Genomic DNA, 20914 nt, shown 5'->3' with positions numbered 1-20914 from the left:
TAATCACTCGCCAGCAGCTTGCGCCGCCTTCAGGCGGTTTTCATCTTCGGCGGAATGATGTTCAATCCACTGTTCGTCGGTCATAGACTTTCGCCATTCGATCAGCGGTACGGCGTCGGGGCCGACCGGATGCCGAAATTGCCATGTCCCGCTCTTCACGAGGTCGAGAACCTTTTGCGCGACGACGGTTGGCGGCACTGGCGCGTCCTGTAGAGTCTTGGAGAATAAAGCCGCTATACGAGCGGCGTGAGGATACTCAGAGTGTCCAGTGGCGCCTATCCGGTGGGCCATAGACGTATCAATAATTCCGGGCTTCACCAGCGCGACGTGCACGCCGAACGACTTCATCTCACAGGCAAGAGATTCGCTCATCGCCTCCAGCGCCCACTTGGAAGAGCAGTAGGCGGTCATCGGAGGATGAGAGAAGGAACCGGCGACGGAGCTGATATTGATGATCGTCCCGCTCCGTCGCTCGCGCATTTGCGGCACGACGGCCTTGATACAACGGATCGCGCCAAAGTAGTTGGTCTCCATGCACGCGCGGAAATCGTCCAGCGACTGTTCCTCAATGGATCCCGCCCGGTCTACGCCAGCGTTATTGATGAGGATATCTATGGGACCGTGCTTAGATTGAATTGCGGCAATCGCGTTCGCGACGGAATCATCGCGGTCCACATCCATGGCGCTGACGAAAATCGGCAAACTCTCGGCGGCCGCTTTTTCGGCCAGCGCTGGAGAACCTGAAGGATTGCGCATGGTCGCAAACACCCGGTATCCCGCGTGGGCGAATGCAATCGCAATCTCGTACCCAATCCCTTTGCTGCTCCCTGTAACGAGAACCGATCGCATGCCATCCCCCATTTGTTTGTCTTAGTGCGGATGAGCATTATATGCATCGTCGGAGGATTCGAGCACCCAGCAAATGAATACGTACCAAAACAAAAAAGCCATCGCTAAATGCGCTGGCTTTCCCTTTCACTGCTCTCACAGTGCTCTCAGGAAATCGAGCACCGATTGCTGGTCTTTCGCAGGCAGTGCGTTGAACTTCCGGATCACGGCGTTCGCCTCCGATGGCCCGTAGCCGTACGGTTTCATCCCGTGCGAATCGCCGCCTGAAGCGTGCGCTTCAATGGCCTGCAGCAAGTCGCTGGTTCGGCCATCGTGCAGGAAGAACATGCGCTGGCCGACTCCCCAGAGTGGCGTAGTGCGGAACATGTCGCCGGTTGCTTGTCCTTGCGTGATGTCGTCCGCCAGGCCGCTTCCCATGTGATGGATGAGCAGGTCGGTATACGGATGCACCGTCAGATTCTCCAGCGCAGGGGTCTCGCTCCTCGCCGGAGTATTCATGGTTGCGGTATGGCAGAGCACGCAGCCGACACCCGGATTGTCCGGCCCCGTGCCGAAGAGCTGCTGCCCATGTTGGGCGCTGTCCGTGAACGTCGCCGGTTGCGGCGCGTCCAGGAAGCGCATGAAGATCGCGAACATCAGCCAGTCGGCGACCTCGTGGTTCGGGTTGTAGAAGCTCTGGTTGCGCGTGTCGTCAGGGTCGAGCCGCGTGATGTCGTTGGGCTCGCTCTTGTCGGCGGTGCACAGCGGTGACTCGTCGGTCGCCTGCGTGAACAGATCGTTGGTCACGCCCATCTCCACGTTGTAGGCCTCGCCGGAGAAGATCGCGATCGACTTGTTCTGTGCCTTCCAACCGAAACGCGTGATCGTGCCGTCATTGCCACTGTGATTGGGCACTCCCTGGATACCGAAGAGCTGGCGCACCGACGCTGTCGCCTGGTGCCGGCCGAGAATCTCGCGGTCCTGGATTCCGTCGATGATGCCGAGCCCGAAGAGTTGCAGCGGTATCCGAAAGCGCAGGTTACCAGAACGGTATTGCGACTCGAAGTCCGTCGGCGGCAACACGGCACTCGTACAGGTATTTTCCTGGCCGGCGGGAAAGATGTCAGAACGGCCGACGACGCTGAAAAGCTGATGGACTCCGCCATCGGGCGAGCCGTCAGGCTTCCGTGCAAAACGTACTTCGCGGATCGGCCCATACTGATGGATGAACGACGGTACCGCGTTCGTCGCGCCCTTCCGATGCGGGATGAGATCGAACATCGGGTTCTCAGGCGGGCGCTGAAGATTCGCCGGAGCTTGTGGGTTAGGAACCATGAAGCCACCCGAACCGCCCACTGCCGGCTGGTTGTGGCAAGAGCTGCACTGGTCTCCATTGAAGCGGACGCCGAGCCCGGACGAGTTCGTCTGGGTCACCAAGTTGGCCTTGGCCGGATCCACAAAAGTACCCAGCGTGACATCTGTACAGTCATCGCAAACACCTTCCAACTGGACAGTGCGTTGGAATCCTTCAAAGAACATGTTGAGTTCTATTGGCGTTAATCCATTGAGCGGAGTGCCGGCGCCAGGCGCACCTTTTCGTACTCCGGGATCTTTCTGAGCTGCGACAAGGGTGGTCAACAACAGGACGGTTAGCAACGAGCACATCAACATCCAGGAACGACCGAACTTCATACGTCCTCCGTAGGGAGAGAGTTGGAGGGGCCCAATTTGCAGTGCTAGTGGACGAACTGGCAGTGAGAGCTGCGAGACTCTGGGGCATTTCACTGGATTGGTCAATGGAGGGCGGCTCAATTGTGAGTTGTCCGTCGAGCACCGTCTAAGGCGCTGAAACCGGAACACTTCACGACGCAACGGTGGTAGACTTCCGCATTCCCCGAGCTGTGCCAAGGAAATGGGAGAAACCGCCAATCGCCAGCAGTTGGTCCGCTTCGGGCCGTACTGCGCAAACCGGCAAACCGGTGAACTCTACAAGTTCGGCACCCGGCTAAAAATTCAAGACCGGCCGTTTGAGATCCTGTCCATCCTGCTGGAATCTCCCGGCGAACTAGTCACTCGCGAGGATCTTCGCACCCGCTTGTGGCCGGACGGCACCTTTGTCGACTTCGATAACAACATCAGCACCGCCGTGCACAAGCTGCGAAGCGTTCTCTCCGACTCGGCCGACGCCCCGCGATATATCGAGACCGTAGGAGGCCGCGGGTATCGCTTTATCGGTACTGTCGAAAGCGACGTCCCTGCCGATTCCGAATTGGCTGCCTCGGTCCAGGCTCCCGCCAATAAACCTGAAACCGACTCGACGAGTGCGAGGGTTGTCTCCGTAATAGTGAAGAAGCCGGTCGCTCTCACCACGGCTCCGGCCAGCGTCGAAACCCGATCACGTAGATGGTGGCTGCTCATCCCCGCACTTGTCTTGCTCGGATTGATCGCCGCAGCAGCGTGGATCTACTTCACCCCACCCGCCGAACCACGCGTGGTAAAGATCGTGCAGCTCACGCGCTCGGGCACGTTGCATCCAAACCAAAACGTTGTCACCGATGGTCCGCGCATCTATTTTCTTGATCGCACGGGTCGCAACTTCGTGTTGAAGAGCATGGCCGCCGGTGGCGGATCTCCCACCCCGGTGCAGATCGGGCTTCCGCACTACGACGTCCAGGACATTTCCCACGACAACTCCGAATTGCTGCTCCGTGAGCTTACGGAGGAGCACGAACTGCGACAGCTATGGATTGCCGATATTGTCGGAGGCTCGGCGAGGCGAGTAGGCGATGTGGTCGCGATGGGAGCTACGTTCTCACCCGACGGACAATCCTTGCTCTATTCACAGGACGGCAAAGTACTGACCTGCGATCGCCAGGGTGGCAATGCTCGCGTACTGTTCGAGACCCCAGGCGAGGTGACCCGCATGCGCTGGGCGCCCGCTGGCGACGTGTTGCGCATGGTCATAATCAACTCAAGCGGCGTCGGAACCGCTCTCTGGGAAACCCGGCCAGGAGACTGGAAGTTGCGACGCGTGCTGTCCGATCGAGCAATGCAGGACGAACCCTGGACGCTGAGTTGGAGCGCGGATAGCCAGTGGCTTGCGTTCAGCGCAGTCACGCCCAGTGGTCGAGAGATCTGGATGCTTGGCCGCGACCACTGGTGGAAACATGCGCCGCCGCGTCCCACCCGACTCATCGGCGGCCCCATCGATTTTGATCTGCCGACATTCAACAAGAACGACAACACTCTCTACGCGGTGGGATCGCACCGGCGAGGGCAATTGCTGCGCTACGACGACGCCTCGCACAACTTCGTCCCTTACCTGGGCGGTCCGTCGGTGGATCAACTCGACTTCACGCACGACGGACAGTGGGTCACGTATGTCACCTACCCCGAACACATCCTCTGGAGATCACGAGTTGACGGGACTGACGCACAGAAACTCACAGAGGCTCCCATGCGTGCCTTCGTGCCAAAGTGGTCGCCGGATGGACAGTCCATCGCCTTCCGCGCAAACTTTGCCGCGGGTAAACCGTGGCAAACCTATGTGATTTCGTCAAAGGGCGGAGTTGCCCAACTCGTTGCGAGTGAGCTATCGAACGTCGGCGGTCCGGGCTGGACTGCGGACGGCCATGGCTTGATCTTAGTCGGAGAACACGACGAGAGTTTGCGTATCTTCGATCTTCACTCGGGAAGCAGCAAGTTCATTCCAAATTCGCAACATATGTCGGACCCCGTCGTATCGCCAAGCGGACGATACCTTCTCTCCGGCAATCCCGACGACAACCGCATCGATGTCCTCGACCTGCAGACCGGCCAAAGACGCCACCTCGCCGACCAGGTGGATTACCCCGCATGGTCGCGCGACGAGAAGTTCGTCTACTTCAATCGCTTCTCAGCGTGGTCTCCCGCGATGTACCGAATTCGAGTGGCCGACGGCGTTGTCGAAAAACTCTTCGATCTCGACGGCTTCGCGGCAACCGGCAGCTGGTCCACCTGGAGCGCACTGGCGCCGGATGGCTCGGTGCTCCTGCTGCGCGATCTTGGAGGAACTGATCTCTACGCGATTCAGTGGGAAGCGCACTGAAGGACTAGGAATCCAAAATACGAAACCCCGCATGTTCGCGGGGTATCGCATTTGTGAAGCGAGAGTTTTGGGTTAATCGCCCATTACTTCTTCCTTCTTCTCTGCCGGCTTGATGCCGCCAATGCTGCCGAGAGGAATGAAGCCTTCCTGGGGCAGCGGCTTCTCACCCAGCACATGCTCTTTGTAGAGCGACATCATGCGGGCGTCTTCCGCGTCCTTCTTAAGCTGTTCGGTGGACTTCAGCTTCGCGTCGCGTGCGCGGGTCTTTTCTTCGCGCGCCGTCTTCGCGATACCGAGGTCATCGAGGGTGTGGTTGCGCTCCGCGTGCACGTGCTCGTCGATCAAGTTGAGCGTGTGATCAGCGGAGGTCATCGCCACCTTCTTGTTGCCGGCGAAGATCTCGTGACGGCCCTTTTCCTCGTACCACTTGGTGAGGGTGGCGGTCATGTGCATCTTCTCTACGATGTTGCGCCAGCCCACGCCCGTGTTGTATGCGCAGAAGCTGATCTCGCCTTCCTGCGTCGCGTACGGGATGATGCACTGCTCGGTGCGGCGGAAGTCGTAGTTGAACAGGTCCTGGAACCACATGCCTGCGATGAACAGGAAGTTCCAACGGTCCTGGCGGCGCTTCTGCACGTCTTCAATGGTGCGGTCCGGTGTGCTCTTACCGTAGCGCTTGTCGGCGCCCGGTGTAGCCGCGAAGGTCTTGTCGAACTTCTTCATCAAGTCCATGAACTTGAAATGCTTCGGGGCCTTGAACGGATCGTAGTTGCGTCCCAGTGCGAGCGCCATGCCGAGCACGCTCAGGAAGCGGCCGCGCGCAGCGTCGTTCACCTTCGCCACATCCTTGGCGATGTTGTCGCCATTGAGGAACGCAGTGACGGGAACGGCTTCCTTGGTTTCCTTATCGATCATCAACGCCATGCCCACGCCGCAGTTCGGGTGGCAACCGCAGGAGAGTGAACCCCAGTCGGCGTTCGGTCCATGCGTCAGGTCAGCCCAATCGCTGAACGTGCTCATGAAGCTGATCGGGAACCAGTCGCGGATCGGCTCGCCGAGTCCGGTCTGGCTCTTCACGTCGTGCGCCAGATGGCTCAGCGTGTAGCGCTGCGCCTGGCGACGCTCGTCGGTGATCTCTTCGTCGCGGCCGGTGAACGAAACCGGCTGGAATGAGAGGAACGAGATGCGCTTCGGGTTGTCGAGCGCGAACTGGATGATGCGTCCCACCTGCTCGTTGTTCAGGCCGTTCACGATCGTGGTGACCGGAACGATGTCGACGCCCGCGTTATGCAGGTTCTCGATCGCGCGCAGCTTTACGTCGAACAGGTTGCCGACGGCGCGGTGCGAGTTGGCAGCGTTACCGATGCCGTCGAACTGCAGGTACGCGTAACGCAGACCGGCTTCCGCCGCCTGCTTCGCGAACTCAGGGCTCTTCGCAAATTCGATACCGTTGGTCGCAGCCTGCACCGAGTTGTAACCAACCTTGCGGGCATAAGCGACTGCATCGAGGAAGTACGGCGACAACGTCGGTTCACCGCCGGAGAACTGCACGCTCATCTGGCGCCGCGGCTTGATGGTGATCGCGTTGTCAAGCATCGTCTTGATTTCATCCCACGTCAGCTCATGAACGAAGCCGACCTGGTTGGCGTCCATGAAGCAGGGATCGCACATCATGTTGCAGCGGTTGGTGAGATCGATCGTCAGCACCGAGCCGCGGCCGTACTTCACGGTCGAAGAACCGTGATGATGCAGCTTCTCGTCAGCGTGTGCGCGAATGTCGCGGCCGGGGAAAACTTCTTCCAGGTGCTTGAAGAACGCGGGATCCATGGCCATCACATCTTCAAAGTGGCCGTGCTTCGGGCAGTCCTTCACCATCAGGATCTTGCCGTCGCGCTCGATGATCTGCGCCTTGATTTCGCCGGCGCGCTCGTTGAGCAGGATCTCGTGCGGCAACTTGCCGTCCACGATGGAGTTACGGATTTCAGGAACACACTTGGGGCAGAGAGAATCCGTGGTGCGTGGCCAGCCCAGCGGCGGCTTCGACTTCTGGTACGACTTCAGGAGCGGCTTATCGCTCCACTTCGGCGTAAACGAGGGTTTCTGGTTGATGCTGTTGAGCTTGTCGAAAACCGCCCACGCGCCCTTGGCGCCGTAGGTCATCGCTTTTTCGAAATACTTTACCGGCTTGTGCATTCTGCCTCTTCGTTTGCCTGAATATGGAGCGGTACAGGGAGAGCGCTCCCCCACATTTATCTGTTCTTACTTTAGGGGAGAGCCCGTTTTCCGTGAATGGTTTAGCGGGGAACGGCGATGAATAGGGGCTTAGCTGTACTCACCGCACATCGAATGGTGACGTACGTCACAGGGCTATGTTATTGGTTTTTCAGGGTCGTAGCCCGAAAATACAGAAAAAAGCAGCAGACAAGTCTGCTGCTGAGTCGGAGGTTCCTATGTACCCTGGAGGGTTCGGCCTTGAACTTATTGCGGAGAACTCACCATGCCGCCGCCAATCTTTCCACGATCACGCTGTTCGCGAGCAATATCGCCCAACGACTTTCCAGGCTTGGCCGTGTCCACAATGCGGCTCGCCACCGAATCCTCGGCCGGTTCCTGTGTGACCTGCTTGGCGACCGCGGCTTGGCCAATGGCGACATCGCCTGAAACATAGAGCGTCAGCATTGAATCCTTGGGAACGGTGCAAGTCATGCCGTTATTGAAATGCGCAAAAGGCGCATACGGAGAGTTGACGAGGTTGGTCAGCGATTCAGGCTTGATGTCGCTGCCGGCGCCGCTTGGAATCTGTCTGATCGTACGCAGCGGGATTTCCTGCCCGCTCGTGAGCTTCAGCGATTCGAGGCGGAATTCGACCGAGCCGGCTTTGCCAGCCTCGCGGTTGTCGAGCTGCGCGGCAACCACTTTGCCGTAGACGTACGCATTCTCAGGGAGCAGGACCTTCCCATTTAGCTGAACGTCTTTTTTCACGACGAACTCGACGAGTTCTCCCGGTTGGTCTGTCTCTGACGAAACCATGCGAGCAAGAACTAGATGGACGGGCGTACCGTCCGCGAGAACGTTTGCGGGCGCTGCCGGCGGCGCTTGTGCCGGCAGAACAGTCGGCGCGCTGGCGAGGGACATCGCTGCGGCCAGAATTACTGCATATCGAGCGTGCATGTGAGGTTTAACCCCGGACGCACACTCTACGACTAACCGACGCAGGTGCATACATTACGTTGGTACCCTGAAGGGTGGAAACGGACCCTGCCTAATTGATTGGAGACTGATTCGGCGTGGTTTGCGGACGCGGCCCGATCTTGGTAACCAGGTTCTGCACCATCCTCGGACCGTGATCCATCATGCATTCCCGGACGTCAGGCCAGAACTCGCGGATCAGGTTCATGCCGGCGTCGGTGGCAATTCCACCGGCGGCACGGCCTGCAGTCTGGGCAGCGTCATACTGCCGAATCGGGTGATAAACCGTGGGGATCGCTGTTGCCAGGACGGCGCCGGTGAGTTCAGAAGTATTCAAAGTCGCGTGACCGCTATCGGTACGGCCGATGACCACGCGCGAGATTGCATAGGCAGCGCGACTGACCGCATTCGCCGAAGTCGAAGGATGGTAGCGCGGATCTTGGTGCAGCACCGTCGGCAGCAGGAACTTGGTGAAGAATCCTTGCTCCGTCTGGTCTTCGATCACGTTGCTCACTCGGCCGGCGTAAGTCTCGTTGACCTGGCCGCTGTTCCACGACGGATGGAAGCCCGCGGTTAGCGCCGAAGAGAACGTCGCGGCCGGCGAGAACTGCTGCTCAACGAAGCTTTTGAATTTCTGCTCGGTATTGAGGTGCGAGGAACTCAAGCTGGCATCGTGCGCAGGCATCACGATAAACGTCGTTTCCGTAGCCATTTCAAAACCGCGTTGGGCGGCAACTGCCGAAGGAGCAGACGGCAGCGCGTCCTGCTGCGAATGCACCATCAGCGGGCACATGATCACGGCAATCGCGGCGAAATGTATTGCGGACAGCTTCACGGTTCAGGCTTCCTGCTGCCTTAATTAGGACGCCATTCTAAGCTGTGTGTTTGTATTTGACCCGCGAAAAATCAGCTTTTCATGCGATATTTCCAATCTGAAGTACCTGCCCGGCAGTTACCGCCCAATTTGAACAGGATCGAAATGGACGGCCAACCCCGCTGCTCACGCCCGCTTCTCTCTCTACACGAATTCCAGCTCTCGTCGACAACTTGGGCCACAGAAGCGGGTTTTCAGTGGAGGGTGCAGCTGGTTGCTAGTCGTATGCCCCCGGTTGATTCGCGGTAAGCAGCAGCCGATAATCTAGGTGCTCTGGCACCGTATCGTTGGGAGCTGTCCATGGACGAAAAGAACCGACCGTTCGACGAACGCTTCAATAGCGCCGTTCACCAGGCCGCCGACAAGCTGGACCGTGAATCGGAGAAGCTGATTGCGTATATCAACGACGAGGTCGTACCCGCCGTGCGCGAACATTCGAGCCGCGGGTTGCGTGTCGCCGCTGAAAAGCTGGCGAAATTCGCCGACTTCATGGACCAGCAGAAAGATGCACCCGACGAGAAAAAGACTTAATGCCGTGTAGTTCTTCCCTTTCGCCGGTGCGCTTGACCGCCCTGCGTTATTCCGCAGCGCTCGCTGTGTTGTTGCTGCTCGCATCGTGCGGAGGAAAGAAAAAAGCGGCGAAGTACAATCCGCCTCCGCCACCTCCGCCCTCACAAAACTATCCACCACCGCAGACAAAAACCGATACCACGCGATCGGCGAAGAACACGCAAAAAACGCCTCCGGCAGCGCGAAAGCCCAACGGAAACTCGCTCTTCACCCAGGAAGGCTACGCGAGCTGGTACGGCCCCGGCTTCCACAATCGCCGCGCTTCAAACGGCGAAGTCTACGACATGAACGCCATGACCGCCGCGCACCGCGACTTTCCACTGAACAGCGTGGTTCGCGTGACCAACGAGCAGACTGGCCACTCCGCGGTCGTACGCATCACCGATCGCGGACCGTTCGTGCCGAACCGCATCATTGACCTTTCCCTTGCCGCAGCGAAGCAAGTAGACGTCTGGAAGAGCGGCACCGCGATGGTGAAGCTCGAGGTCATCAGCGCACCGTCGCCGGTAGATCACGGCGGACGCTGGTGCGTGCAAATCGGCGCCCTCAGCCGACAGAAAGACGCCATCAAGCTGAAAGAGCACCTGCTCGAGTCGTTTGAAACGACGCAGGTCATCCAATTCCCCGCCCCCGACGGCGGCTACTGGGTCCGCGTGAAAGTTCCGCAGGACGACAAGAAGCGCGCCCAGGAAGTCGCACGCGCCACGCACGTCAGCGAAGGCAATGTTTTCCTCGTGCGATTGGATTAGCTTTTCCGCAGCCTATACAACACGTGTCGCCGCATAGGATGGCCCTCTGGCAGCCGCGGATGATCGAAATCATCTGCGGGATCGTGCGTCATACCGATCTTCTCCATCACCCGTCGCGACGGAAGATTCCCCGGCACAGTAAACGAGACGAGATCCTCGATCGCGAGTCTCCGAAAACCCATCCTCGGCTACAGCACGGGCAGCTTCCGTCGCGAATCCACGGTTCCAGTGCGCGCAATCCAAGCGCCAGGCAATGTCGATGCAAGGCGTGAATGGCGCGGTGAACGTGGGCACATACAAGCCGGTGTATCCGATAAACGTTCCGTTCTCGCGGAGCTCCACCGCATATGGTCCATGGCCGCGCTGGCGAAAGTGCTCTTCGATCCGATCTACCAGCGCATCGCTCTCCTCGCGGCTGAGCACGGCCGGCATGAACCGCATCACTATCGGATCGGCGTTCATGCGCGCGAATGGCTCGCGGTCTTCGCTTCGCCAGTGGCGCAGCACCAGCCGCTCGGTCGTGAGAATGACTCGCGGATTCATCACGGGATCGCCGTTCTTCCTATACCATAGGCGCCATAACGCCACTGAGGTCCCGTATGTCGGATTGTCTTTTCTGCAAGATCGTCGCCGGTCAGATCCCATCGAAGAAAGTGTATGAAGACGAAAAAGTCTTCGTTTTCCAGGACATCAATCCGCAAGCGCCGATTCACTTCCTCATTATTCCTCGCCAGCACATCGCCGGCCTGAAAGAAGCCAGCGAAGCCGATGCCGAGATCATCGGCTACTGCCACCTGATCGCCGCCAAACTCGGCAAGCAATACAACGTCGAGGACGGTTACCGCACGGTGCTCAATGTCGGGCCGAAGTCCGGCCAGTCAGTCTTCCATCTTCATCTGCATTTGCTTGGCGGACGCGATCTCACGTGGCCACCCGGATAGACGCACAAACAGGAATGGTTGATGGTCGAATCAACCCGCCATGAGTTGGCTTTGCGCGCTCGCGAACGAACGTCGCCACACCGCGGCGGCGATGGCGAATTGCGGCACCAGTCGAGCGAAACCGTCCACCAGTTGTTCGATCTCGCGCCACTGCTCCGGGTGCAGGTCGTCCATCAGAGCACGATGATCGCTCACCGGCAATCCGTGTAAGAGCGTTAAGGTTCGTCGCGACAGTTCATCGCGCGCCTGCAGAAACTCCCGATCGGCGAAGAGACGTTTCGTATCCACCCATACCGAAGCCAGGTAGCCCGGAAAGGGCGAGATTGCGCGGAACATGCTGGGCACCTGCTTTGAAGCGGTGTTGCGCTTAATCTCCGAATAGATAAGCCAGGTGCGCAAAGAAGCTTCGCTCTCGCTCGGAATGTGCAGGGTGATCATCCGCGCAAAGGGCGAGCTGCCATGTCGTGCGCTGACGCGTCCTCGCTGCCCTCCGCTATAACCACGCTGCATGAGCCGCGTGAACAGCGCCATCCGCGGCAGAGCGCGCTGGAATGTCGAAGCCACTCCCGCCATAACGCGAACGTCGGCGGGAGAAAATTTCTGCGCCGTGAGCAGCCGCTCCTGGTTGGAAAAGCGCCAGCGCGTGCCGATCACCTGGGCGTTGATGAATTGGTTCAGTGTCTCTGCCGAGGCGTGAAACTCCTTCGAACATGCCACTTCGTAGAGGTCGTCCCACATCTCTCGGATATAGGTCGAATTCCCCGCCGCTGCTTTAAAAATGGTCGGTACGTACGGCATGTCGAAGGCGGAGCGCACCTCGTCGTAAATCGGTCGCAGATCGGGTGCGAGCTCGTTGACTTCAAGTGCGCGCTGGAGAGACATAGAGGCCCACTCGATTAGAGAGGAACGAGAGGGCGGGCGTTGCCGGAGAAACAAAAAGCCGCTGCACTCGGCAGCGGCTCTCGCGATTCGTGAAACCTACTGGACTTCTTCGATCTCGTCCGGCGCACCGTGGCGACGGAGCAGGTTGGGTAGATTCTGCGAGAAGGCCGAGCGCGGCACGACGGTATCGCAGCCGGCTTCGATCGCCTTCAACTTCAGGTCGCCCTGGATGTGCGAGACGAAGCCAAGGAAATTGGTCTCTTTCTTGAATTCCTTCTTCAGCTTCGGGATCGTCTTGAGCGGGTTCGCGAGGTGGTTGTTCAGGTCGAAGATGATCAGTGACGGCTTCTCCCCGCTGGTCTCCGCGGCTTCGAGCACGTCCTTGTCGCTCTTCACGAACTGTACCTTCACGTTCAGTTTGCGCGCTGTCTCCTGGATCTTCGCGAGGAAGAACAAGTCCTCGATAAACGCAAAGATCCGGATGGCATCGGTCGGCTGGCCTGCGGGAACCGGCTCGAGCATGGGTTCCTGGTACACCCTCGCCTGCTGATGTCCGCGGCCGAAGTGCCGTCCAGCTCCATTGCTGCCGCTGCCGTTGCCGTTGACGTTGCCGTTCACATTGCCATTAGCGCGATAGCTGTGGTCCATAGGCGCGCTGAAGACGTTGGGCTGGCCGCCCTCGTTCTGGCGTTGCGGCTTCCCGCCGCCACCACCGCCGCCGAACTTCTTACCGCCGCTGCGGAAGCGTTTGCGACGCTTAAAGCCACCGCCGCCGCCTTGCCCCTGACCTTGCGGCTGGGGCGAATTATTCTGTTGGTTCTGTACAGGTTGACCCTGCTGCTGGCCGGGCTGTCCGGGCTTTGCACCTGGACCACGGCGCCCACGACGCCGTCTGCGGCCTCTTCCTCCCCCGGGCTGCTGTTGAGGCGGCCCGGAAGGATGGTTCGGTCCTTCACTCATATGTCTCTCTTGTCCTGCGTTGCTTCTTGGTAAACCCACGTACTCTGCGGCCGTACCTGGAACGCACTTATGCGAACTGGCTAACTTCAGGCTTCGGCTGGAAAGTTCTCGTCAAATTGCCCAGTACGTTTGGAACCCGTTTCGTACCGGAATGCCAGCACGGGAAGTGCGGCTTATTTGGAGGACTTTTCGATACTACCCGCACTTGCTGTTGAAACGCAAGCGGGAAAGTCAGTCGTGCGGCACACACCCGGTAAACACCCACTGATAATGCCCGCCGCTAAACGCCTTCCGACCCATTGGATGCCAAAGCTGCGCAGTAGTTGCAACCCGCAGCCCTGCTCCCACACAATCCGTCCCTATGGATTTATGGACATCCCGGTCGAAAACCGTCTCGATTCTGGGATGAAAGGGTTGTGAAAATTTGTAACTGATTGTAAACGCAGCAAGTTCAATTTGGACACAAAAATGCTGAATTGCCGCTCATCCCCCAGTGTTGGCGCAGGCGACGCTGGCGTTTCCCTGTATCGGGCCCCGTTTTCAATCAAAAGTGGAGGCAAAGCATGAAGCGAGCTGTTCTCTTCACCTTCCTCATCCTGCTGGTGATCTCTTCGATCGCTTTCGGCCAGCAAACTACCGGACAAATCAACGGCACCCTCGTAGATTCCAGCAGTGCAGTCGTTCCCAATGCGACCGTTACCGCAAAGAACGTCGATAACGGACTGACCCGCTCCACCAAGTCAAGCACCACCGGCGGGTACACCATAAATGACCTTCCCCCTGGAACGTACACCATCACCACGGAAGCCCCTGGTTTTGCCAAGACCGTGAATGAGCGCGTTCCGCTGCTCGTCGGCCAGGCCTTGACGCTGAACTTCACCCTCAAAACGGGCGGCGCCAATGAGACCATCACCGTCACCGAGGAAGCGCCGCTTATCGAATCGACGCGTTCCGATATCGGCGGCTCAGTATCGCCGTTGGAAGTGAAGGAACTGCCAATCGTGGACCGCAACTTCGCGGGTTTGATGGCAACCGTCCCCGGCGTGCGTCCTGCAGAAGCCTTCGATCCGACCAAGACCCGCTCCGGCAACGTGAGCGTGAACGGCAGCGACGGCCGCTCCATTGACTACAACGTGGATGGCGGCGACAACAAGGACGTCGTCATCGGCGGCATCGTCCAGAACTTCACCATGGAAGGCATCCAGGAATTCCAGGTGACGACCGACCGTTATACGGCGGAATCCGGCCGCGCAGCGGCTGCTGTAGTGAACGTGATCAGCAAGAGCGGTACCAACGCTTTCCACGGGACGGCGTTCAGCCTGTTCCAAAACAGCGGTCTGAACAGCAACAGCTACTTCAATGAAATCGCCGGAAACCCGAAAAACAAATTCCATCGCTACCAGTTTGGTGGTTCTGCCGGCGGTCCAATCATCAAGGACAAGCTGTTTTTCTTCGGCGCATACGAGCAGAAGCGCGAACCCCAGGACATTGGCGTCGATCCTTCTGCATTCGACAATCTCACCCTGTTCGCGGCTGCATTCCCGGACTATGCGGTTCCCATCAGGAAGCTCGACTACTCGTACCTCGACCAGCAGCTGACAGCGAAGGTGGACCATCGCATCAGCGATCGTCAGAACATGTTCTATCGCTATGCGTGGGAAAAATGGACGAACCCCAACGATCAGCTTGGATTTCCGTTCGTGGCTGACGCCAGCCAATCCACTTCTGACAGCAACAGTTTTCATGACTTTGTAGCGCAGCACAACTACACGATCTCGCCGACCAAGGTGAATTCGTTCAACTTCCACCTCCAGGACTTCACCAATGACATCCTTCCGGCGCCGGGTCGCACCTTCACCTACGACGTGGCGGGAGGAGGGACTGCAACCAATCCAGAAATCTGCTTCGGTATCGGCGGCGGATGCGGCGGTGGCGTGCCGGAAGTCGGCAACAACGTCAACGTTCCCCAAGAAACCCTGATTCGCAAATACCAGTTCCGCGACGACTTCACGTGGGTGCATCGCAACCACAATATGAAGATGGGCGTGAACTGGGATTACGTGGACGTAATGGGCGGATTCTTCTACTTCGGCGCCAACGGCTACCAAGTCATCTTCCAGGATGATCCGAAGACGATCCTGGCGAACCCTGCGGCGTATCCGGACGGCTTCTCAACCCGCGGCGCCGTCGGTGAACTCACCTACAACGGCGGCTCCGGTTCGACCGCACAGCCTCCATCGCACCAGTTAGCGTTCTACTTCCAGGATGATTGGAAGGTCACCAACCGCTTCACGCTGAACGCCGGCGTGCGCTGGGACGCGAACCCGCTGTTCCTCATCCCGCAGCTCACGAACAACTTTAGCAGCACGAACCGCACTGTCCGAGTCCTGCGCGACGTACTCGCCGCGAACCTGTCTGATCCAGCGGCACAAGCAGGCGTTCAAAGGGCGGACTACCTCGCCGGCAATACCAGTCTGGCTAGCAAGAACACCGCCGACTGGAAGGAATTCCAGCCTCGTATTGGTTTCTCCTGGGATCCCACCGGTTCGGGCAAGAGCGTCATCCGCGGCGGCTATGGCATCGCACGCGACACCATCTTCCAGAACCTGACGCTCTTCGCGGTTCAGGAAACCAATCCAACCATTTACAACACGATCATCGACTACTTCCCGAGCCAAGCCCCGGGGTCTTGCCCTGCAGGCGGCACTGCCGATCCAACCGACCTTTGCAACTTCCGCTTTGGCATCGATCCGCTTCCGGCTCCGCAAGCGGCGACTACGGACCTCGCACCCGGCGCCGTTGGCCGTATGCAGGACCCGCGTTTGACGGACCCGTGGTCGCAGCAGATGTCCATCGGCGGCGAACGCCAGTTCGGCAACGACTACGCGTTCGGCGCGGATTACTACCACGTGCTCGGCACCCATGAACCACGCGTTCTGAACATGAACCCGAAGATCGGATCGACCTGTGATCCGGCGTACGGCGGCGATCCTACCAACCCAACCTGCGTGAACGGCGCGGGAACTCGGTTGATGGACGCGGCCTTCTCGGAAGCACCAGACAGCCAGATCGCCGGCCAGAACCTTGGCATCGGGCGATTGGGCGCTATCTACGATTACTCAACCTCGAACCGCTCTCTGTATGACGGCATCAACTTCCAATTACGGAAGCGGATGAGCCACCACTTCCAATTCCAGGCGAGCTACGTTCTCTCCTGGGCGCGGTCGTGGGGTGGACGCCCGACGTCGTCCTATAGCGGCAGCGGCGTCAATGTCACTCCGGAGCAGCAGTTCGCTTCCAACGAATTCAACTACAGCAGCTTTGACGAGCGCCATCGCTTCACGTTGAGCGGCGTCTTCCAACTGCCGTGGGGATTCGAAGTTGCACCACTGGTTCAGGCCGCATCGGCACGCCCGTATGATTTCATCGCTGGTTCGGACATTAACGGCGACGGACGTTCCACGATTGACCGCGCTTGCGTCGGTAGCACTCCGGGCAATCCGATCTTCACTAAGGGTTGCACCATGCTCAAGCCGGACACCCTGCGTGGCGACCCGTTCTTCCAGATTGATACGCGCGTCGCTAAAGCATTCAAGTTCAACGAACACATGACGTTGCAGTTGATTTGGGAGTTCTACAACATCGGCAACGTAAACAACTTCTGTAACTACTACTTCAATAACGCCAGCCAGTCCAACTTTGGAACGCCGCAGGGATACTGCGGTGGCCAGGGCGGTCCGGCCTTTACGGGCCCGTTCCGTCAGCAGTTCGGCTTCCGTTTCGAGTTCTAGGGTCAGCGAAACCTGGCTTACTCGAGGGCACCTCCCAAGGTGCCCTCTTCTTTTGAATGGGACAGAACGCAACTTTCTGCTTGTGAAACGCCTGTTTCGTGGTGTAAAAAGCCACAACCACCAAAGTGTTCGCAGAGACACGAAAGCGCATATTGGGTCTGCGCTGGATTGATGGAATTTGGGTTGGGGTTACCGCTCGCTCTTCCGCTAACAAAGAATCCTATTTTTGGCTATGCCCGCGTAGGGCGCAGCCTGTCGAGAAGTCCTATCGCTCGATCGAAACTGCAACAAACGTTGCAGATCGTACGTGCAACGGCTACTGCAGAGACATCCTTGGAGGGAAAATGAGGAGATATATCCGTTATGTGTTGAGCTTAGCGCTCCTGCTATGCGCGACACATATGTTATTCGCCCAGGCGACCGCTAGCGCGAATGTCGCCGGCACCGTGTATGACAAGACGTCCGCGGTCATCGCCGGCGCACAAGTCACCATCACGAGCAAAGCGACCGGACAAACGCGTACTTCCAACACCGACAGCAACGGCGCGTACCGCTTCGACCTGTTGTCTGCCGGTCAATACAGCATCAAGATCACCAAGTCCGGATTTGCAAGCCTTTCCGAAAACGTAGAGCTTCTGGTCGGACAAACTTCGACCATCAACGGTGTCTTGAATCCAGGCTCCGCCAGCGAAGTGGTGGAAGTGACCGAAGCCGCGCCGCTCGTGGATGTCGCCAAGACCTCCGTAAGCACGCAGATCACGCCCAGCGAAGTGCAGGAAATGCCGCTTGTCGGACGTGACGTTGCCAACCTCGCCTACCTCGCTCCGGGCGTGAAAGCCGCGGACTCCTACGATCCCACCAAGAACCGTTACGCGATTCTCTCCGTGAACGGCGCCGATGGCCGTAACGTCAACGTGACTGTCAACGGCGTGGATAACAAGGACAACACGGTTGGCGGACCGGTCATGCAGCTTCCGCTCGAAGCCGTGCAGGAATTCCAGATCAGCACCCAGCGTTTCTCGGCTGAAAACGGCCGTTCGCAGGGCGCCGCCATCAACATGATCACCAAGTCGGGTACCAACATGTACCACGGCTCCGCCTTCGGCTTCTTCCGTACCTCGGCCCTCGACGCCGACGAAATGGTTCCGGATGGCACCGGTGGCGCCTTCCACTCACACCCCGACTACAGCCGTCAGCAGTTCGGCGGCTCCTTCGGCGGCCCGATTATCAAGGACAAGCTCTTCGGCTTCTTCGCACTCGAACATGAGCGTGAACGCCAGGGCCTCAGCGAGAGCGGCACTTCGTTCGACGAACTCTCCCTCGCGGCGGGTGCTGGACTCGCAGCTCAGCCGTCAGCAGTCATTCCGCGTCCGTTCAACGAAACTCGCTATAGCGGCCGTCTCGACTGGAACGTCAACAGCAAGAACTCCGCGTACCTTTCCTACAACTCGCAGGTGAACGACAGCCTGAACGATCAGTCGGACGGTACCGGCGACCTGACCAACGGTAACTTCACCAAGAACCATCTGCAGTTGGCCAACTTGACTTGGAATACCTTGCTAACGTCGCACCTGATCAACCAGTTCACGTTCGGGTGGCAGTACTGGAACAACCTGATCGACAGCGACATCAGCGCGCCGCTGGTCACGTTCCCGAACGCTTCGTTCGGCACCAACACCAACGTTCCGCAGCAGTCGTTCCAGCGCAAGTTCCAGTTTAAGGACGACATCAGCTGGACCCACGGAAAGCACACCTTCAAAGGTGGCGTGGACTACATCTGGAATCCAGTGGAGGGCGGCTTCTTCGAGTACAGCTCAACTCTCGAAATCGATTTCGGCGCCGACCCGAGCTGCATTTTGGCCGCCGCTACCGACGACGTCAACAAGTGCGGTCCGGGATATTATCCGCAACAGTTCGCCACCAAGGGCGCTGTCACCGGCATGACCATCGCCAACGGCGATCCGCAGTTCATCGTGCCGACCAAGCAGCTCGGCTTCTACTTCCAGGATGATTGGAAGGTCACGCCGCGATTGAACTTGAACCTCGGCATCCGTTGGGACAAGGACTTCAACACCTACGGTCAGTCCGACATCACGAACAGCCGTACCTACCAGGAATTGGTGGCGATCAACAGCCCGATCACCAATCCGTATGTCGCGAGCCTCCCGCACGCCAGCAACAAGGACTTCAGCCCGCGTGTTGGCTTCGCCTATGACCTCACCGGTTCCGGCACGCACGTCCTGCGCGGCGGCTTCGGTCTCTACTACGGCAACTCCTTCCAGAACATTCCGTTGTTCATGGAACAGCAGGCCAACTCGACGATCTTCCAGACCCTGTTCAGTTTGAGCGATCCGGTGAACGATGTCGTTCCAGGCACCGGAATTCCTCTCGGACAATGGCAGTATGGAATCAGCCCGATGCCCACAATTGCCCCGCCGTCTGCTGACCTCACTGTAGGCAGCACCGGGCGATTGGTCGATCCTAACTACCAGAACCCGGTGTCGGAGGAATTTAACTTCGGCTACTCTTGGGGAGTAACCTCCAACTCGGTGTTCGAGACGGAGTTCACGCACGTCCAAAACCTGCATGAAAACCGCACCATGAATATCGACCAGAAGGTTCCGGTCGGTGGTGTTTGCTGCTTCCGTCCTCTCGACGATGCCTTTGCCGCTGCCGGCCAACCGCGCTTGAACAGTGTGCGCGATGAGCAGTCCATCGGCCGATCCCGCTACGACGGCATCAACTTCGGCTACCGCCAGCGCATGACGCATCACTTCATGTTCAACGCGTACTACACCCTGGCCTGGGCCGACGGTTACAACACCAACGGCAACTATGCCTTCCGCAACTACCCGTTCCTCGCAACCGATCCGTTTGCCAAATACAACTGGGGACCGACTTATTCCGATGAACGTCACCACGTGACCATCAGCGGTTTGGTTGATTTCCCCTTTGGCATCCAGGCTTCGCCGATTTTGCAATATGGCTCGGCGCGCCCGTACGCTCTGACCAACTCTTACAACACGCTCAACACCGGTAACGGCACGGCGACCGCCGTAATCGTCCCCAAGGGACAGACGAATAACTACCTCTACGGCACGAACTACATCGCGTCGTACGTTGCCGCTCATCCGGGCGACGACAATGCAACCTCGGAAGCGCAGCAGAACCTCCAGATGTGCTTCTACAACGGCGATTGCACCCTCGCGCAGTTCGATCCGCTTCGTGGCAAGCCGACCTTCGAGCTTGACCTCCGCTTGGCGAAGAACTTCAAGCTGGGTGAGCGCTTCAACCTGCAGATCACCGCACAGGCGTTTAACCTGACCAACGCCCCGAACTACGGAAACAACTTCAACGGCAACATCGCCTCGCCCTCCACGTTCATGCATCCGGCGGGCTTCATCAACCCCAGCAGCACCACGACTCCGCGTTCGCTGTGGAGTGAATACGGAGTACGCCTCACGTTCTAACCAGAACGCTCGGCAGTATAAGGGCCGGCACTATGCCGGCCCTTTGCTTTGGTCCAAATTGCCACGAAAACTGTGGCAAAATGAGCACCGTGCCTGATCGCGAAAGAGATGCTTCGACATCGGTCCTCGACCCCGAGACAACTCACGAGGGGGGCGCCGATACATGCGGCCCGCATATTCGCTGCCCTCTGTGTAGACGGAAGCCGCGGGAGCATAGTCGCTGGTGCTGCACCTGCAAACACGTGTGGAACACCTTCGACACGGGCGGTGTTTGTCCCGCCTGCCTCACACATTGGAGCGAGCCCCAGTGCCTCACTTGCAGGCAGTGGTCTGCGCACTCCGCTTGGTACGCCGAAAGGTAGCGCTTCTGTTCGGTCATCACGACGATCTCTGAGCTGCTCGGCGGTGGAAGCGTGACCACGAGCCCATCGGCCATTAGGCGCTTGCCACGCTGACCACCGCCTCGCTTCATTCAGCAGGCGCGTATCTCAGTTCGCTTCACTCGAAATGCCGTCGCGGATGGACGGAACACGCGTCAGCTCACCGAGTGCGGTGCTCTGGTTTGGGTGTACC

The 20914-nt window shown here is 58.6% G+C and carries 14 protein-coding genes; 6 read left to right on the top strand and 8 right to left on the bottom strand.

Annotation, left to right across the window (positions count from 1 at the left end; translation table 11 throughout):
• Positions 1 to 3: 3 nt before the first annotated feature.
• The gene (locus ACID345_RS04100; protein WP_011521603.1) at positions 4 to 849 is read right to left on the bottom strand and encodes an SDR family oxidoreductase; all 846 of its coding nucleotides are present in this window, start codon (positions 847 to 849) and stop codon (positions 4 to 6) included.
• Between the two features lie 135 nt (positions 850 to 984).
• The gene (locus ACID345_RS04095; RefSeq protein ID WP_011521602.1) at positions 985 to 2520 is read right to left on the bottom strand and encodes a di-heme oxidoredictase family protein; all 1536 of its coding nucleotides are present in this window, start codon (positions 2518 to 2520) and stop codon (positions 985 to 987) included.
• A gap of 220 nt (positions 2521 to 2740) precedes the next feature.
• Between ACID345_RS04095 and ACID345_RS04090 the strand changes: the two genes are divergently transcribed.
• A complete protein-coding gene (locus ACID345_RS04090) occupies positions 2741 to 4915 on the top strand; it encodes a winged helix-turn-helix domain-containing protein (RefSeq protein ID WP_011521601.1) in 2175 nt (724 codons plus the stop codon).
• A gap of 72 nt (positions 4916 to 4987) precedes the next feature.
• Here ACID345_RS04090 and ACID345_RS04085 read toward each other — a convergent pair whose 3' ends face one another.
• The 3 genes from ACID345_RS04085 to ACID345_RS04075 all read right to left on the bottom strand — a co-directional run bounded on the left by ACID345_RS04085 (position 4988) and on the right by ACID345_RS04075 (position 8939).
• The gene (locus ACID345_RS04085) at positions 4988 to 7108 is read right to left on the bottom strand and encodes a radical SAM protein (RefSeq protein ID WP_011521600.1); all 2121 of its coding nucleotides are present in this window, start codon (positions 7106 to 7108) and stop codon (positions 4988 to 4990) included.
• A 285-nt stretch (positions 7109 to 7393) separates the two neighbouring features.
• Positions 7394 to 8086 carry a hypothetical protein gene (locus tag ACID345_RS04080; protein WP_011521599.1) on the bottom strand — a complete coding sequence of 231 codons (693 nt, stop codon included), beginning with the start codon at positions 8084 to 8086 and terminating at the stop codon, positions 7394 to 7396.
• 91 nt (positions 8087 to 8177) lie between these two features.
• Positions 8178 to 8939, bottom strand: coding sequence for a hypothetical protein (locus ACID345_RS04075; RefSeq protein ID WP_011521598.1), 762 nt, complete (start codon positions 8937 to 8939; stop codon positions 8178 to 8180).
• 339 nt (positions 8940 to 9278) lie between these two features.
• Between ACID345_RS04075 and ACID345_RS04070 the strand changes: the two genes are divergently transcribed.
• Both ACID345_RS04070 and ACID345_RS04065 read left to right on the top strand, forming a co-directional pair.
• Entirely contained in the window at positions 9279 to 9509 is a 231-nt protein-coding gene (locus ACID345_RS04070) for a hypothetical protein (RefSeq protein ID WP_011521597.1), read from the top strand.
• Positions 9509 to 10297, top strand: coding sequence for a septal ring lytic transglycosylase RlpA family protein (locus tag ACID345_RS04065; RefSeq protein ID WP_041855427.1), 789 nt, complete (start codon positions 9509 to 9511; stop codon positions 10295 to 10297). The genes ACID345_RS04070 and ACID345_RS04065 overlap by 1 nt, the downstream gene beginning before the upstream one ends.
• Before the next feature lie 69 nt (positions 10298 to 10366).
• Here the strand turns inward: ACID345_RS04065 and ACID345_RS04060 are convergent, their stop codons facing one another.
• Complete coding sequence (locus ACID345_RS04060) at positions 10367 to 10840, bottom strand: GNAT family N-acetyltransferase (RefSeq protein WP_228370731.1); 474 nt, start codon at positions 10838 to 10840, stop codon at positions 10367 to 10369.
• Between the two features lie 56 nt (positions 10841 to 10896).
• Between ACID345_RS04060 and ACID345_RS04055 the strand changes: the two genes are divergently transcribed.
• Positions 10897 to 11238, top strand: a complete 342-nt coding sequence (locus tag ACID345_RS04055) for a histidine triad nucleotide-binding protein (protein ID WP_011521594.1) — start codon at positions 10897 to 10899, stop codon at positions 11236 to 11238.
• Between the two features lie 30 nt (positions 11239 to 11268).
• Here the strand turns inward: ACID345_RS04055 and ACID345_RS04050 are convergent, their stop codons facing one another.
• On the bottom strand, positions 11269 to 12120 hold the full coding sequence (locus tag ACID345_RS04050; RefSeq protein ID WP_011521593.1) for a halocarboxylic acid dehydrogenase DehI family protein: 852 nt from the start codon (positions 12118 to 12120) through the stop codon (positions 11269 to 11271).
• Between the two features lie 96 nt (positions 12121 to 12216).
• A complete protein-coding gene (locus ACID345_RS26550) occupies positions 12217 to 13080 on the bottom strand; it encodes a hypothetical protein (RefSeq protein ID WP_011521592.1) in 864 nt (287 codons plus the stop codon).
• 563 nt (positions 13081 to 13643) lie between these two features.
• On the opposite strand from ACID345_RS26550, the gene ACID345_RS04035 reads away from it, so the two are divergent.
• Both ACID345_RS04035 and ACID345_RS04030 read left to right on the top strand, forming a co-directional pair.
• Complete coding sequence (locus ACID345_RS04035; RefSeq protein WP_011521591.1) at positions 13644 to 16871, top strand: TonB-dependent receptor; 3228 nt, start codon at positions 13644 to 13646, stop codon at positions 16869 to 16871.
• A gap of 344 nt (positions 16872 to 17215) precedes the next feature.
• On the top strand, positions 17216 to 20341 hold the full coding sequence (locus ACID345_RS04030; protein ID WP_011521590.1) for a TonB-dependent receptor: 3126 nt from the start codon (positions 17216 to 17218) through the stop codon (positions 20339 to 20341).
• The last annotated feature ends 573 nt before the right edge of the window (positions 20342 to 20914 follow it).

It is taken from the genome of Candidatus Koribacter versatilis Ellin345 (assembly GCF_000014005.1).
GTDB classification, from domain to species: Bacteria; Acidobacteriota; Terriglobia; order Terriglobales; family Acidobacteriaceae; genus Korobacter; species Korobacter versatilis_A.
Note: the sequence above shows the minus strand (reverse complement) of the source record. Positions and strands in the feature narration are given on the sequence as shown.